This window comes from Citrobacter sp. KH_055_1 (genome assembly GCF_057838705.1).
Map to the genome: position 1 here is coordinate 3,857,245 of NZ_CM174473.1, position 15,360 is coordinate 3,872,604.

The window sequence follows — 15,360 nt, forward strand, 5'->3', positions numbered from 1 at the left end:
TTTATTTATTATGGAAAGAGTTTAACAATGCAGCAGTTACAGAACGTTATTGAGTCCGCTTTCGAGCGCCGCGCCGAAATTACTCCGGCAAATGTAGATACCGTAACCCGTGAAGCGGTAAATCAGGTTATTTCTCTGCTGGATTCCGGTGCGCTGCGTGTTGCAGAAAAGATTGAGGGTCAGTGGGTCACACATCAGTGGCTGAAGAAAGCGGTACTGCTCTCTTTTCGTATTAACGACAACCAGGTTATCGATGGCGCAGAAAGCCGCTATTTCGATAAAGTCCCGATGAAATTCGCCAACTACGACGAAGCGCGCTTCCAGAAAGAAGGCTTCCGCGTAGTCCCCCCTGCTGCCGTGCGCCAGGGTGCCTATATCGCACGTAACACCGTCCTGATGCCGTCTTACGTCAACATCGGTGCTTACGTTGATGAAGGCTCCATGGTGGATACCTGGGCAACCGTCGGCTCATGTGCGCAAATCGGTAAAAACGTTCACCTGTCCGGTGGCGTTGGCATCGGTGGCGTGCTGGAACCGTTACAGGCGAACCCAACCATCATCGAAGACAACTGCTTCATTGGTGCGCGTTCTGAAGTGGTAGAAGGCGTGATCGTCGAAGAAGGCTCCGTTATCTCCATGGGCGTATACCTGGGCCAGAGCACCAAAATCTACGACCGCGAAACCGGCGAAGTTTTCTATGGCCGCGTTCCGGCGGGTTCGGTTGTGGTATCGGGAAATCTGCCGTCGAAAGACGGTAAGTACAGCCTGTACTGCGCGGTAATCGTCAAGAAAGTCGACGCCAAAACGCGTGGCAAAGTCGGAATTAACGAGCTATTGCGTACCATCGACTAACGGCAATTTGAAAAAGCGGGCTTAGCCCGCTTTTTTTACATCTGCGAGTGGCATAAACAAGGCTTTTCGTTAATTATTCAATGGTTATAGTGAGCTTAAGGGTACCGCTATGTATGACAATCTGAAAAGTCTGGGCATTACCAATCCTGAAGAGATCGATCGTTACAGCCTGCGGCAAGAAGCCAACAACGATATCCTGAAAATCTATTTCCAGAAGGATAAAGGCGAGTTTTTTGCCAAGAGCGTTAAGTTTAAGTATCCCCGTCAGCGTAAAACCGTGGTTGCCGATGGTATCGGCCAGGGTTACAAAGAGGTGCAGGAAATCAGCCCGAACCTGCGCTATGTGATTGATGAACTGGATCAGATCTGCCAGCGCGATCGCAGTGAAGTCGATCTCAAACGCAAGATCCTCGATGACTTACGACATCTGGAAAGCGTCGTCACCAACAAGATCAGCGAAATTGAATCCGATCTGGAAAAACTGACGCGTAAATAACCGTGGGTGGATGTATTCGTAGGCCGGGTAAGGCGAAGCCGCCACCCGGCATTTTGCCTGATAAGCGTAGCGCCATCAGGCAATCAATCAATGCTGTTCATCCAGCTGTAACGCCACATACAGCAATAACCTGTCGTCGAAATTTCCCAAATCCAACCCGGTAAGCTCAGAGATACGATTCAGACGATATTCCAGCGTATTGCGGTGGATAAACAACGCTTTTGACGTCGCCAGCGGCTGCACGTTATGGCGAAACCATGCCGCTAACGTCCGACGCAGTAACCCATTATTATCCATTGCTTTTAGCCGTACCAGCGGACGCGCCAGCTCGTTGGCCTGCCAGCCGCCGCGCAGGCTGTCCAGTAACACCGGCAGCATCAAATCCTGATAGAAATAGCTGCGGTTTTCCGGCATACGCTGCTTACCGACCATCATCGTCGTCCGCGCCGTGCGGTAAGAACGGGCAATGCTGCCTGGTCCAGTAAAGAAGTTACCCAGCGACACGCGAAAACGCAGCTGTCCGTTCTCTTTCATGCGAGCGATAAGCTGCTCTACGCGCTTGCGGTGATCTTCCGCGTCCCAACGGCCAAACTGATTAAGAGCGGGTTTCAGCACCACCATCTCGGTCAGTGACACAATCGCAATCAGGTTGTTACGCTCTGGCGTGGTCAATGCATTCTGTAGCTGCTGCAGTTCTGCCATCGCGCTGTCAACGCCCAGTTGGCCGCTATCGACTTCCAGCACCGCTACCACGCGCGGCTGGTTCAAATCAATGCCTAAACGCTGTGCCCATTCCATCAGCGCGGGCGTATTTTCCTCCGCCTGAATCAGGTTCATGACCAGCTCTTCACGCAGACGGCTGTCCTGCGCCAGCAGGTGCATCAGACGCGACTGCTCCAGCATCATTTCGGCGGTCATACACACCAGCTCGCCGTATTTGCGCAGATGCTCCGGCTCGCCGGTTAAGCCAATGACGCCAACAATTTCACCTTCTAGTCGTAGCGGCAGGTTTATCCCCTGTCGTACGCCGTGCAAATGCTTCGCGACCGCATCGTCAATGTCTACCACCCGGCCCTGTGAAAGCACCAGCAGTGCACCTTCGTGCAATTCACCAATACGCTCGCGATCGCCGCTACCAATGATCCGCCCACGGGCATCCATTACGTTGATATTGGTATCGATGATGCGCATCGTGCGCGCCACAATATCCTGCGCCATTTTGGTATCAAGATGCCAGCCAGCCATAAACCCCTCCTGTGAGCAATGCTCAGCATAAGGAAGATAATAATCGGCGGCATTGTGCAGATGCACAAACTGAAGGAGAGAAGTATGGAGTTGTGGGAGGGTTCACAAAAAGAAACCCCTCCCCGCTGCCGGGAAGGGGTTTAGAGAGGCTTACTGCATCAACAGATAGATGGAGCTGTCACCACGCTGAATATTCAGCGCCAGAACAGCCGGTTTGCTGTCGAGGATTTTGCGCAGTTCGGCAATGTTTTTCACCGGCTGCTGGTTAGCTCCGATAATTACATCCCCTTTCTTCAGGCCAATCATCGCTGCCGGCGTTTTTGGTTTTACATCGCTGACCACGACACCTTTGTCCTGGCCTTTGTTGCTCATATCCGCCCCTTCAATACCTTTGAAGATGGAGCTGGAATCAACCTGAGTCTGGCTGCTCTGCTGCAGTTCCAGATTCACCGTCACAGGTTTACCGTCACGCAGCAGGCCAAGGCTGATTTTGCTGCCTACCGGCATCGTACCCACCTGCGCACGCAGCGCGGCGAAGCTGCTGATCGGCTTACCGTTCAGCGAGGTAATCACGTCACCGGCTTTAATACCCGCCTTCGCTGCGGAAGAGTTCGGCATCACCTGGCTGACGAATGCCCCACGCTGGGCATCCACTTTCATCGCTTTCGCCAGCTCAGAGCTCAGCTCAGTCCCCATAATTCCCAGCTCACCGCGTTTCACCTGACCGAACTCAACCATCTGCGAGGTCAGGTTTTTCACCATGTTGCTTGGGATAGCAAAACCGATACCGATATTGCCACCGTCCGGCGCGAGGATCGCGGTGTTAATACCGATCAGTTCACCGTTCAGGTTGACCAGTGCGCCACCGGAGTTACCACGGTTGATCGCCGCATCGGTCTGGATAAAGTTTTCATAGTTTTCTGCGTTCAGGCCGCTACGACCCAGTGCAGAAACAATACCGGAGGTCACCGTTTCACCGAGTCCAAACGGGTTACCAATCGCCACGGTATAATCACCCACGCGCAGCGCATCGGAGTCTGCCAACTTGATTGCAGTCAGGTTCTTCGGATCCTGAATCTGAATCAGCGCAATGTCAGAACGCGGGTCTTTGCCGACCATTTTCGCGTCAAATTTACGCCCGTCGCTCAATTGGACTTTAATCACTGTGGCGTTATCCACCACGTGGTTGTTAGTCACAACATAACCTTTTGCAGCATCGATAATCACGCCGGAACCCAGCGCCATAAATTTCTGCTGCTGACCGCCGCCATTACCCGCGCCCGGTGCGCCTTCCTGACAGAATGGGGAACTCTGGAACGGAGAACCGTCCTGGCAGAACGGGGAGTTATCCCCAAAGAACTGCTGGAAATTACGCGGCATACGCGGCGTATTCACCGTCGTGCTCCCCTCGACATTAATACTCACCACCGATGGCATCACTTTTTCGAGCATCGGGGCCAGACTTGGCATCTGTTGAGCCGTGGTTGCTGAAGACGCAGTCTCAGCCGCCGTTGCAGACAGAGGGGACAACGCCAAACCTAAACTCAGAGCCAGTGCACTCATTGCTAATGTGGTTTTTTTCATGTGTTTCATTCTCGATTAACTGATAACGCAAAATTGCTGTATACGTCAGAGTCGTTTTATCGCGCTAAGTTCCAGAATAAACTTTAAGGAAAAAGTAAAATTTTATTGTCCGTCTTTACAAATGGATGTTTATTGTTCTACCGCCATCAACCGTCGATATTCATCCCAGGCATACAAATCGGTCATCCCGCTGATATAATCCTGGATCAGGCGGCAGCGATAATAATATTCCAGTACCGGGTACTCGGCAGACGTCGGAGATATTTTACTGACCACTTCGACATAAGCAAGTCGATGGCGCGTAGAGAGCTTTTGAAATAATCGTGACTCAATGGGGAACTGTTTTAATCTTTCGTTTTGAACAAGTGTAGAAAAATCGGCAAGTGCCATCTTTAATAACGGCTGATAGATCTCCAGCAGGCCACTGATCACCCGATACCCCTGTAATTCCAGTTGCTCTACATCAGGATGGCTAAATACATGTTTCATCGCCACATTTTTATAGACTCCCAGCAATTGGCTGAAGCTGCTGGCGTCTTCTAACAGGGCGTGATTAAAGCTACCCTCAAAAATCTGCGGCAAATTATCAATAAAACGCTGCGCGGCGTAGGGCACAAGTTTATTTAGCGTGTTGACCCGCAAATACATAAAGAACTGATCTTCTGTACTACGACTTAATGTATTTGAACGCGATTTTTCCCACGCGTTCTCCACGACCTGACTAAACAGGGAGCCTTTTTCATGTTGTCCCCAGGCCTCATACAGATGATGATACAGTTGCTCGACACTGAAGATTCTTTTCTCCACGGCATCTTCAAGATCGGCCACGCAATAAGAGATATCGTCAGCGGCTTCCATAATCCAGGTTAATGGAAAACGACTGTAAGGTGCTAATGATAACTCTTTACGTAACCGCTCAATATACGGTTCCTCGGAAAGGTAATAGCCCGGTTTCTTCATTAAATAGTTATGCGTTGCTGGCGTCTCTCCACGCCACCACGCCGGACGAGTATATTTTAAAATACCGCCGACCTGCGCCCACGTCAGATTCATTCGCATCAAAGTGTGCACAAGACGAATACCCTGCGCATTTCCTTCAAAATGGCACAGATCCTGACGCACCTTGCGGCGAATGTCATTAAGCGACTCTTCACCTTCACGCAAACGTAGCGCCGCGATCAGGCAGCGATCGTCGCTGAGAGGCTGGCTTTCCGCATCGGCGGGGAAAAGGCGCTGGCGAAACCAGTCGTTAATCGCCGCTTCACCAAAGTGACCAAACGGTGGATTACCGATGTCATGCATCAGGCAGGACATTTCGACCACGCTTTCAAAAGGACCAGTTAATTCATCCAGGCCGTACTGCTCTAACAGTTTTAGCTCTTTCAGTCGGCTGAGGATCTCTTTGGCGATGTAGCGCCCTACCTGCTGAACTTCCATCGAGTGCGTCAGACGTGTCCGCACTGCGGCGTTGCGCTCCAGCGGAAAGACCTGGGTTTTTTGCTGCAGTCGGCGGATAGCCGGAGAATTGATAATACGTCCACGATCGCTTTCGAAAATTCGCAGGATCTCATGCTCAGATTTTGCGCCCTGCGGCGAACGGTAACGACGATGCCAGTTTATTTTTTTTCGAAAATCGATCTGTGCCATGTCCTCTCCCGCCTGAGAAATGCGCTACCCCTTAAGCGCATGATAGACTATGCCCTCAAATCTGGCTTATCGCGAGTAAATCTATGAAAATCGGCATCATTGGTGCAATGGAAGAAGAAGTTACGCTGCTGCGTGACAAAATCGAAAACCGTCAGACTATCACCCTTGGCGGTTGTGAAATTTACACCGGCCAACTGAACGGGACTGAGGTTGCGCTACTGAAATCGGGCATCGGTAAAGTGGCTGCGGCGCTGGGCGCCACGCTGCTGCTGGAACGCTGCAAACCGGATGCCATCATTAATACGGGTTCTGCGGGCGGCCTGGCTTCTACGCTGAAAGTCGGCGATATCGTGGTCTCTGACGAAGCGCGTTATCACGACGCTGACGTCACTGCATTTGGCTATGAATTCGGTCAGTTACCGGGCTGCCCGGCAGGTTTTAAAGCCGACCCTGCGCTTATCGCCGCGGCGGAATCCTGCATTGCAGAACTGAACCTTAACGCCGTTCGTGGTCTTATCGTTAGCGGCGACGCCTTCATTAACGGCTCTGTTGGCCTGGCAAAAATTCAGCATAACTTCCCGCAGGCGATTGCCGTAGAAATGGAAGCCACCGCGATTGCACATGTTTGCCATAACTTTAACGTTCCGTTCGTGGTGGTTCGTGCCATCTCCGACGTTGCCGATCAGCAGTCCCACCTGAGCTTTGACGAATTCCTGGTGGTTGCCGCGAAGCAGTCAAGCCTGATGGTCGAAGCGCTGGTACAGAAACTGGCGCATGGCTAAATTCATCTCCAGGGCGCTGGTCGCCCTGCTTTTTACGCTTCCGGCGTGGCTTTATGCCGCTCCGCGTGTGGTTTCCCTCTCCCCTGCTAACACCGAACTTGCCTTTGCCGCCGGCATTACGCCCGTTGGCGTCAGCAGCTACTCAAATTATCCGCCCGAGGCCGAAAATATTGAAGAGGTCTCCACCTGGCAAGGCATGAATCTGGAACGCATCGTGGCGCTCAAACCGGATCTGGTCATCGCCTGGCGCGGAGGCAATGCCGAGCGGCAGGTGAATCAGCTAACCGCATTGGGGATTAAGGTTATCTGGGTGGATGCCGTCACCATCGAGCAGGTTGCCGACGCACTGCGCCAATTGGCACCGTGGAGCCCCAAGCCTGAGCAAGCAAAACAGGCCGCGCAAACATTGCTTGATGAGTATGCTTTACTAAAATCTCAGTATGCCAAAAAACCGAAAAAACGGGTGTTTCTCCAGTTTGGTGCAAATCCTCTGTTTACCAGTGGAAAAGGCTCCCTTCAACACCAGGTTCTTGAGGTATGCGGGGGAGAAAACATCTTTGCTGGCAGCCGGGTTCCCTGGCCACAGGTCAGCCGTGAACAAGTACTGGCAAGAGCCCCCCAGGCAATCGTCGCTACAGGTGGTTCGGGCGAAAATCTTAAAATTGAGCAATACTGGGGAGAACAGTTAAAAATCCCGGTTATTATCCTTAATAGTGACTGGTTTGAACGCGCGAGCCCGCGTATTATCCTCGCCGCAAAACAACTCTGTAATGCGCTTTCACAGATAAATTAGCGTCGGCCCCCCACCAGGTGTGTTGTGAGGATTTAAGCATGCTCGTCTATTGGCTGGATATTGTCGGTACCGCGGTATTTGCTATCTCTGGCGTATTACTGGCCGGGAAATTACGTATGGATCCGTTCGGCGTTCTGGTCCTCGGGGTGGTTACCGCAGTCGGCGGCGGCACGATCCGCGATATGGCCCTGGATCATGGGCCGGTATTCTGGGTTAAAGATCCTACCGATCTGGTGGTTGCCATGATCACCAGTATGCTAACGATCGTATTGGTACGCCAGCCCAGACGTTTGCCTAAATGGATCCTTCCGGTGCTGGACGCCGTGGGTCTGGCGGTGTTCGTCGGCATTGGCGTCAATAAGGCGTTTCTCGCCGGAACCGGCCCGCTAGTGGCGATTTGTATGGGGGTCATTACCGGCGTCGGCGGTGGGATCATACGCGACGTGTTGGCCCGTGAAGTGCCGATGATATTACGTACAGAAATTTATGCCACGGCCTGCATTATCGGCGGCATTGTTCACGCAACCGCGTTTTATACTTTCGCAATACCGCTGGAAAACGCCAGTATGATGGGGATGGTTGTCACGCTGGTTATTCGACTGGCCGCTATTCGCTGGCACTTAAAGCTACCGACATTTGCGCTGGATGATAACGGACGTTGATGTAACGATGCAGAACATGTAGGCCGGATAAGGCGTTTACGCCGCCATCCGGCACATTGCCCGGTGGCGCTACGCTTACCGGGCCTACACCATCAGACCATCGGTATTGCAGACAGCAATCAGATGCTGAAAGAGGAACCACACCCGCAGGTGCTTTTGGCGTTAGGGTTAGTCACCACGAAGCGGGAACCTTCCAGACCTTCGGTATAGTCAACCGCGCCGCCCACCAGATACTGCAGGCTCATCGGGTCAACCACCAGGCCAACGCCCTGTTTCTCAATAGTCATATCGCCATCATTCACCTGATCATCAAAGGTGAAACCATACTGGAAACCGCTGCAACCACCGCCGGTGATATATACGCGCAGTTTCAGATTCGGGTTATCTTCGTCAGCGATCAGGCTTTTTACTTTATTGGCTGCTGCTTCAGTAAATTGCAGTGGCAGCGCTACATCATCACTCATATTTTGCTCCAAACGACATTGGCAATTGGGCAAATTATAACCCAATAGTTAAGGCCATTATCTAATACCCTGGTATTTCGTTCAAGTATTCTCGCCAGCGGCTGTACTCTGGCTTTTCGCCGCCTGCTCCGCTTCCTGTTTTGCCAGCGTACGGGCAAGGATAGTCGAGTATAGCGGCTTTCCGCCCATAAATTGGGCTAATAGTGTTGCGCCAAGACAGGTAATAATCATTGGCAAAATGAGCTGATAGTTATCGGTCATCTCCAGCACCAGCACGATGCCGGTGAGTGGCGCACGTACCGACGCCGCCAACAACGCCCCCATTCCGGCAATGGCAAACGTCCCAGCCTCCAGATGATACTGCGGAAATGAGGCCGCGGCCGCCATGCCGAACGCGGTACCGAGCAGTGTCCCCAGCGCCAGCATCGGGGCGAAAATCCCGCCCGGCGCACCGGATGAGAAGCACAGCAGCGTGGTGATAACCCGGGCAATAAAAATAAACAGCAGGATACCGACGCTGAAATTGCCCGCGGCGGCGATAGGAATCAGGTTGAACCCACCGCCTGCGGCTTCCGGTTTAATTAAGCCCAGGATCCCACACAGGCCGCCAATCGCCCCGCCCATCAGCACCCATTTTTTAATGTCACCACCGTGAAACCGCTGAAACATATCCTGGGTGCGTAACACCAGGGTATTGAACAACGGTCCGACACAGCCAAAAATAATCCCAAGGATCAGATACAGCCACAGGGTATTCACCGGCGCATTGGAGAGCTTCCCAACTTCAATAATCGGGGCCTCGCCGTTGAAAATACGAAATACAATGCTCGACATGATCACACCGGTAAACACGGCTTTGATCGATACAAGGTTATAGCGAAACTGCGGACGCATCTCTTCCAGAATGAACAGGATGCCGGCCAGCGGCGCATTAAACGCCGCCGAAAGACCGGCAGCCGCACCGGTTGCCAGCAGGGTATGCCGCGCTTCGGCGCTGCGCATACGAAAGACATCCAGCACCATGCGCCCGATGTTACCGCCAATTTGCACCGTCGGCCCTTCACGACCGAGCACCATACCGGCCCCCAACGTCCCCATGCCGCCGATAAATTTTACCGGCAATACGCGCCACCAGCGCACCGGGCGCAGCTCTTCCAGCGCACCTTCAATTTCAGGGATCCCCGAACCACCGGCCTCGGGTGCAAATTTACGCACCAGAAAATAGCCCACCATGGCCAGCAGCGCCGAGAGAATAAAGGCCAGCGGCCATACCAGAATGGCATGATCGGCAACCTGTACCAGTGCGCCAATGCGCAGGTTCTGTACCCAGGTGACAGATTTCTCAAACGCCACGCCCACCAGCCCGGTCACGGTGCCGACCACCGCAGCCATAAAGAGGATCGCGAGCGGTGTCTTGTCCCGATCAAGGAGTCGACGGATCTGATCCCTGCGCCGTAACCGCACAATTTGCTGTGCTTCAAAAGAGGGAGAGTCTGTTTTCATCAGATGATCATTAATTGGTAATACAAATACGGAGTCGGCATTCTACTCGCTCATTTTGTGAAAATCCCCTGCAAATCGTATTGTTTCCAATGCACAAAACTTTCATAACCTTCACTGAATAACTAGAATAGCCCGCATTCACTTTTTCTACGAACCAGGACCCCATCCATGAGTAAGTCTGAGAACCTCTACAGCGCAGCACGCGAACTGATCCCCGGCGGCGTTAACTCCCCTGTTCGCGCCTTTACCGGCGTGGGTGGTACTCCGCTGTTTATCGAAAAAGCAGATGGCGCGTATCTGTATGACGTCGATGGTAAAGCCTACATCGATTACGTCGGATCCTGGGGCCCGATGGTGCTGGGTCATAACCACCCGGCGATCCGCAATGCAGTGATCGAAGCCGCCGAGCGCGGTCTGAGCTTTGGTGCACCGACCGAGATGGAAGTCAAAATGGCGGCGCTGGTTACCGAGCTTGTGCCCACCATGGACATGGTGCGTATGGTCAACTCCGGTACCGAAGCGACGATGAGCGCCATCCGTCTGGCGCGTGGCTTCACCGGGCGCGATAAAATCATCAAATTTGAAGGCTGCTATCACGGTCATGCCGACTGCTTGCTGGTAAAAGCAGGTTCCGGTGCGCTGACGCTGGGCCAGCCGAACTCACCGGGCGTTCCGGCAGATTTTGCCAAGCACACCCTGACCTGTACCTATAACGATCTCTCCTCGGTACGGGCAGCATTCGAGCAGTATCCGCAGGACATTGCCTGCATCATCGTCGAGCCGGTCGCGGGCAACATGAACTGCATCCCGCCGCTGCCGGAATTCCTGCCTGGCCTGCGCGCACTGTGCGACGAGTTCGGTGCGCTGTTTATCATCGACGAAGTGATGACCGGTTTCCGCGTCGCGCTGGCTGGCGCGCAGGATTACTACGGCGTAGTGCCGGACCTGACCTGTCTGGGCAAAATCATCGGTGGTGGCATGCCTGTTGGCGCATTCGGCGGTCGTCGTGATGTGATGGACGCACTGGCACCTACCGGCCCGGTTTACCAGGCGGGAACGCTGTCCGGTAACCCGATAGCCATGGCAGCAGGATTCGCCTGTCTGAACGAAGTTGCTCAGCCGGGAATTCATGAGACCTTAGATGACCTCACCACGCGTCTGGCAGAAGGTCTGCTGGAAGCCGCTCAGGAAGCCAATATTCCGCTGGTGGTGAACCATGTGGGCGGGATGTTCGGGATTTTCTTCACCGATGCCGAAACCGTGACCTGCTATCAGGACGTGATGGCATGTGACGTTGAGCGCTTCAAGCGCTTCTTCCACATGATGCTGGATGAAGGTGTTTATCTGGCACCGTCCGCGTTTGAAGCGGGCTTTATGTCCGTGGCGCACAGCATGGAAGATATCAATAACACTGTCGACGCCGCGCGCCGGGTGTTTGCGAAGCTGTAAAAGATAACGTCCAGAAACAACGTAGGCCGGGTAAGGCGAAGCCGTCACCCGGCTTTTTTATTGCCGGATAGCGACGCAAAGCGTCTTATCCGGCCTACATGAAAGGGGTCCGTCCATAGGCCGCCATCCGGCAAACTCAGCGACTCTGCTTTCTCAACAAATAGATAAAATACGGCGCACCAATAAACGTCGACAGTAATCCCGCCGGGATCTGATACGGAAACAGCACCATTCGCCCGCACCAGTCGGCAAACACCAGCAACACGCCTCCCGCCAGCGCCGAGATGACCATATGCGGCATCGTGCGCCGGAAACCTAACATCCGCGCAATATGCGGCGCCATAAGCCCAACAAAGCTCAGCGGCCCGATGGTCATGGTGGCTGTCGCCGTCAGACCCGCAACCAACATCAGTAACGCCACGCGCGACGGCGTCAATGCGATACCCACCGCCCGCGCAGTTTCTCCGCCCAGCGGTAAAATCGTTAACCAGCGACGGCACAGCGGCGTAACCGCCAGCAGAATCACCATCACGATCCCGGTCCGTAGCACCTGTTCGCCAGTGGCGTTGTAGGTCGAGCCGGAGATCCAGGTCAGCACGCTTGCCATCCGCGGATCGCCGCTGGCCTGCAACATCATCAGCAGCATCGTGAACGCGGTGCTGAGCGCCATCCCCGCCAGCAGCATGCGTTGCGGCGAGAAGCCGCCGCGCCCGGCGGCAATCATAATAATCAGCAGCGTTACCGCCGCCCCGAGACTTCCGGCGGGCAGCAGCCAGCCAAACGCATCACCCGGTACGAGGAACAGCATCAACACCACGCCAAACGCGGCACCGGAGCTAATCCCAAGGACTTCCGGACTGGCCATCGGGTTACCGGTCAGGCGCTGAATAATACAGCCCGCCACCGCCAGCATCACCCCGGCAATCATCGCCGCCAGAATACGCGGCCAGCGCCAGGGCATCAGTTCATCCAGCATTGCGCCGCTGGCCCAGGTCCAACCGTGGGCATCACGACCAAACGAGAGCGCCACGACGGCAGTCAGTAGCAATATCGCTCCACCCGCCAGCGCGAACATCAGCACGTTCTGACGTTCTGCTGCGACGTGGTTATTGGCATTCATATCCGGCGCGCTCATGCTGCGCAGGCGCGGCAGCAGCCACAGCAGCAGCGGCGCACCAATCAACGCGGTCACCGAACCGGTGGAGACTTCCATCCACACGCGGGTCAACCACAGAATAATTTGATCGGAAAGCCAGAGGATCAGGGCCCCAATCAGCGGGGCCAGCATCAGGCGCGCCAGCAAACGCCGTGCGCCGAGCATTTTCGCCAGCAGCGGGGCAAACAGGCCGATAAAGCCGATAATCCCCACCGCGTTAACCAGCAAGGCACTGAGCACAATCGCCAGCGTTAACGCCGCCAAACGCGCCAGCGACAGCGCCAGCCCGAGATTACGCGCTACCCCGTCATCCAGTCCCATCAGCGTCATTGGACGCAGTAACAGCAGGGTCAGCATCACGCCACCCAGCAGCTGTGGCCACAGACGCTGCACGCCGTTCCAGTCGGTTTGGGTGAGCGTCCCGCTGCTCCACATAAACATGCTTTGCAGCTGATCGTGATGGAAGAGGACCATCAGCTGGTTAATCGCACCGCAGTACAGGCTGACCACCAGACCAGCAAGGATCAGCGTCACAGGTGACAAACGCTTGCCCCAGGCAACGCCAAACACCAGCGCCCCGACGATACACGCTCCGGCCAGCGCCGCGAATTGCGTGGTCAACGCGCCGGGAATGGCCCACAGCGTGGTGACCGTAATGCCCAGTTGCGCACCGGTTGCCACACCCAGCGTGGTCGGCTCCGCCAGCGGGTTACGTAACACCTGCTGAAACAGCACGCCAACCAGGCCCAATCCGGCACCGACCAGTAACGCAATCGCCAGTCGTGGCAGCAGGCTGTAATGGAAAACCATCTGTTCGATGGCGTCGATATTCGGTGACCAGATAGCCTGCTGCCACTGGTCACGCGGCAGGGCAATGGAGAAATTAATCCAGGTCAGCCAGATCGCAACAATAAACAGCGCCACCAGCAGCAACGCCGGATGGCGGCTTCGTCTTATCCAGCCAACAACGCGCCCGAACCGTAGGCCGGATAAGGCGCTTTTAGCGTCGCCATCCGGCATTTCAAGTTTCCTGCTCACGCTTTGCCTCCCAGCGCAGTGTCCAGAATGCGGGCAAAATGCATCGCCGACAGCGTGGCGCCATAAAACCAGACCGCGGGTACCCGCTGAAAGCGACCGGCGCGAACAAACGGCATCGCCTGCCACAGCGGCGTGGACATCAGCGCGTCCATTTCTTTATCGTTACCATGATCGAAGCACAGCACATCAACATCTTTATACGCGGCAAGCCGGTCAATCCCCACGGCAGTGCTGCCCCAGAAGTTGGTTTCTCCCTGCCAGGCGTTAGGGATCCCGTATTCGTCCAGCACGTCCTGGAACAAACTGTTCGGGCCAAATACCAGCATATGCCGCGAGTCAAGCAGGGATGTCAGGAGCACGGGACGCGCGCCGCGGTGAATAAAGCGCGGTTTCAGGCTGGCAATCACGGTATCGTATTGCGCCAGATGACGTTCAGCAGCCGTTTGCAGATTCAGCAGTTGCGCCATCTCCTGCAACGACTGGCGAGCGACCGCCAGCGGTTTTTTGCCGTCGCTGAAGCTAAATCCGCGACCCGGCGCAATGCGCGCCAGTTTTTCTGGCGCGGGGCCATAGCCTGCCGACCAGACCATAAACGAGGGTTTCATTTCGGTCAGCAGTTCGAGATTGGGTTCTGTGCGTAACCCGACGTCAATCACCGAGTCCGGCAACGGGGGTTGATTGACCCACAGCCTGTAGTTAGGAACATCGGCGACGCCATAGGGGGTGATTCCCAGCGCCAGCAACAGTTCTACCGGCAACCATTCCAGTGCCACAATACGTTTTGGATCAACCGCTGCAGCCTGCGCCGAATTCATCTGCCAGAGCAGCGGTGACAGCGCCATCGCCGTTAATAAACGTCGACGGGTGATATGATGTAATCCGACCATTAATAGACAAAACTCACGGGTGCGGCACCGCCCGGATGCGGCAAAATGCCCATCGGGATGCCATAAATCAGTTCCAGGGTTTCACTGCGCATCAGCTCCGCGGGCGTTCCCTGAGCAATCATTTCGCCACCGCGTAGCGCCACCAGATAATCGCAGTAACGGGCCGCCATATTGATATCATGCAGTACGGCGATCACCGTCAGTCCGCGCTGCTGGCTTAAGCGGTGCACCAGCGCCAGTACATCAACCTGATGCGCGATATCCAGCGCCGAAGTCGGTTCGTCAAGCAGCAGGCAGCGACTGTCCTGCGCCACCAGCATGGCGATCCACGCGCGCTGACGCTCGCCGCCTGACAGGCTATCAACCAGTCGATGCGCCAGCGGCTTTAACCCCACAAGCGTGATCGCCTCTTCCACTTTTTCTCTGTCAGCCACGCCAAAGCGTCCCAACGCGCCGTGCCACGGATAGCGACCAATCGCCACCAGTTCACGCACCGTCATCCCTTCCGCCTGCGGCAACTGTTGCGGTAAATAGGCGACCTTACGGGCAAATGCTTTACTGTTCCAGCTCTCCAGCGGCTGCTCGTCGAGCAGGATTTCGCCGTCTGACGGCGGCTGATGACGTCCGAGCATTTTCAATAAGGTTGATTTACCGGAGCCGTTATGACCGATAAGACCGGTCACTTTTCCCACGGGAAACGTTAACGAGAGGGGATGTAAAAGCGTGCGGCCAGGCACACGAAAGGAGACGTTACTTAACGCAAAAGTGGTGTCGGGATGGGATCTGTTTTCCTGCATAGCGG

14 protein-coding genes and 1 pseudogene are annotated in these 15,360 nt (G+C 54.9%); 6 read left to right on the forward strand and 9 right to left on the reverse strand.

Annotation, left to right across the window (positions count from 1 at the left end; genetic code table 11):
• The first annotated feature begins 27 nt into the window (after positions 1-27).
• Entirely contained in the window at positions 28-852 is an 825-nt protein-coding gene (dapD, locus tag AC3ITF_RS18205; RefSeq protein WP_115259408.1) for a 2,3,4,5-tetrahydropyridine-2,6-dicarboxylate N-succinyltransferase, read from the forward strand.
• 109 nt (positions 853-961) lie between these two features.
• A complete protein-coding gene (locus AC3ITF_RS18210) occupies positions 962-1,348 on the forward strand; it encodes a DUF3461 family protein (RefSeq protein ID WP_096758245.1) in 387 nt (128 codons plus the stop codon).
• A gap of 87 nt (positions 1,349-1,435) precedes the next feature.
• Here AC3ITF_RS18210 and cdaR read toward each other — a convergent pair whose 3' ends face one another.
• The 3 genes from cdaR to dgt form a co-directional block, all read right to left on the reverse strand.
• Positions 1,436-2,593 carry a DNA-binding transcriptional regulator CdaR gene (gene cdaR / locus AC3ITF_RS18215; RefSeq protein ID WP_115259409.1) on the reverse strand — a complete coding sequence of 386 codons (1,158 nt, stop codon included), beginning with the start codon at positions 2,591-2,593 and terminating at the stop codon, positions 1,436-1,438.
• A 150-nt stretch (positions 2,594-2,743) separates the two neighbouring features.
• Entirely contained in the window at positions 2,744-4,177 is a 1,434-nt protein-coding gene (gene degP, locus AC3ITF_RS18220) for a serine endoprotease DegP (RefSeq protein WP_115259410.1), read from the reverse strand.
• A gap of 129 nt (positions 4,178-4,306) precedes the next feature.
• Positions 4,307-5,824, reverse strand: a complete 1,518-nt coding sequence (gene dgt, locus AC3ITF_RS18225) for a dGTPase (protein ID WP_115259411.1) — start codon at positions 5,822-5,824, stop codon at positions 4,307-4,309.
• An 83-nt stretch (positions 5,825-5,907) separates the two neighbouring features.
• On the opposite strand from dgt, the gene mtnN reads away from it, so the two are divergent.
• From mtnN to AC3ITF_RS18240, 3 genes are read left to right on the forward strand one after another with little or no spacing between them, the layout of a single operon-like run.
• Positions 5,908-6,606, forward strand: coding sequence for a 5'-methylthioadenosine/S-adenosylhomocysteine nucleosidase (mtnN, locus tag AC3ITF_RS18230; protein WP_115259412.1), 699 nt, complete (start codon positions 5,908-5,910; stop codon positions 6,604-6,606).
• The gene (gene btuF / locus AC3ITF_RS18235; RefSeq protein WP_181490561.1) at positions 6,599-7,399 is read left to right on the forward strand and encodes a vitamin B12 ABC transporter substrate-binding protein BtuF; all 801 of its coding nucleotides are present in this window, start codon (positions 6,599-6,601) and stop codon (positions 7,397-7,399) included. The genes mtnN and btuF overlap by 8 nt, the downstream gene beginning before the upstream one ends.
• A 38-nt stretch (positions 7,400-7,437) precedes the next feature.
• Positions 7,438-8,061, forward strand: coding sequence for a TRIC cation channel family protein (locus AC3ITF_RS18240; protein ID WP_135912565.1), 624 nt, complete (start codon positions 7,438-7,440; stop codon positions 8,059-8,061).
• A 119-nt stretch (positions 8,062-8,180) separates the two neighbouring features.
• Here AC3ITF_RS18240 and erpA read toward each other — a convergent pair whose 3' ends face one another.
• From erpA to clcA, 3 genes and pseudogenes are all read right to left on the reverse strand, one after another.
• Positions 8,181-8,525, reverse strand: a complete 345-nt coding sequence (erpA, locus tag AC3ITF_RS18245) for an iron-sulfur cluster insertion protein ErpA (RefSeq protein ID WP_003018581.1) — start codon at positions 8,523-8,525, stop codon at positions 8,181-8,183.
• Positions 8,518-8,583 (reverse strand): annotated as a pseudogene (gene yadW, locus AC3ITF_RS18250) (small protein YadW). The gene erpA and the pseudogene yadW overlap by 8 nt, the downstream one beginning before the upstream one ends.
• Positions 8,584-8,606: 23 nt before the next feature.
• Positions 8,607-10,028, reverse strand: a complete 1,422-nt coding sequence (clcA, locus tag AC3ITF_RS18255) for a H(+)/Cl(-) exchange transporter ClcA (RefSeq protein WP_135912566.1) — start codon at positions 10,026-10,028, stop codon at positions 8,607-8,609.
• Between the two features lie 168 nt (positions 10,029-10,196).
• Here clcA and hemL point away from each other — a divergent pair, with 168 nt between their 5' ends.
• Complete coding sequence (gene hemL, locus AC3ITF_RS18260; protein ID WP_096758253.1) at positions 10,197-11,477, forward strand: glutamate-1-semialdehyde 2,1-aminomutase; 1,281 nt, start codon at positions 10,197-10,199, stop codon at positions 11,475-11,477.
• Between the two features lie 136 nt (positions 11,478-11,613).
• Here the strand turns inward: hemL and fhuB are convergent, their stop codons facing one another.
• The 3 genes from fhuB to fhuC are packed head-to-tail and all read right to left on the reverse strand — an operon-like array spanning position 11,614 to position 15,355.
• The gene (gene fhuB, locus AC3ITF_RS18265) at positions 11,614-13,653 is read right to left on the reverse strand and encodes a Fe(3+)-hydroxamate ABC transporter permease FhuB (RefSeq protein WP_489176456.1); all 2,040 of its coding nucleotides are present in this window, start codon (positions 13,651-13,653) and stop codon (positions 11,614-11,616) included.
• Positions 13,654-13,667: 14 nt separating this feature from the next.
• The gene (gene fhuD, locus AC3ITF_RS18270; protein WP_135912567.1) at positions 13,668-14,558 is read right to left on the reverse strand and encodes a Fe(3+)-hydroxamate ABC transporter substrate-binding protein FhuD; all 891 of its coding nucleotides are present in this window, start codon (positions 14,556-14,558) and stop codon (positions 13,668-13,670) included.
• Positions 14,558-15,355 (reverse strand): Fe3+-hydroxamate ABC transporter ATP-binding protein FhuC, encoded by a 798-nt coding sequence (fhuC, locus tag AC3ITF_RS18275; RefSeq protein WP_096758256.1) that lies wholly within the window; start codon positions 15,353-15,355, stop codon positions 14,558-14,560. Before fhuC ends, fhuD begins: the two co-directional genes overlap by 1 nt.
• Positions 15,356-15,360 lie beyond the last annotated feature (5 nt).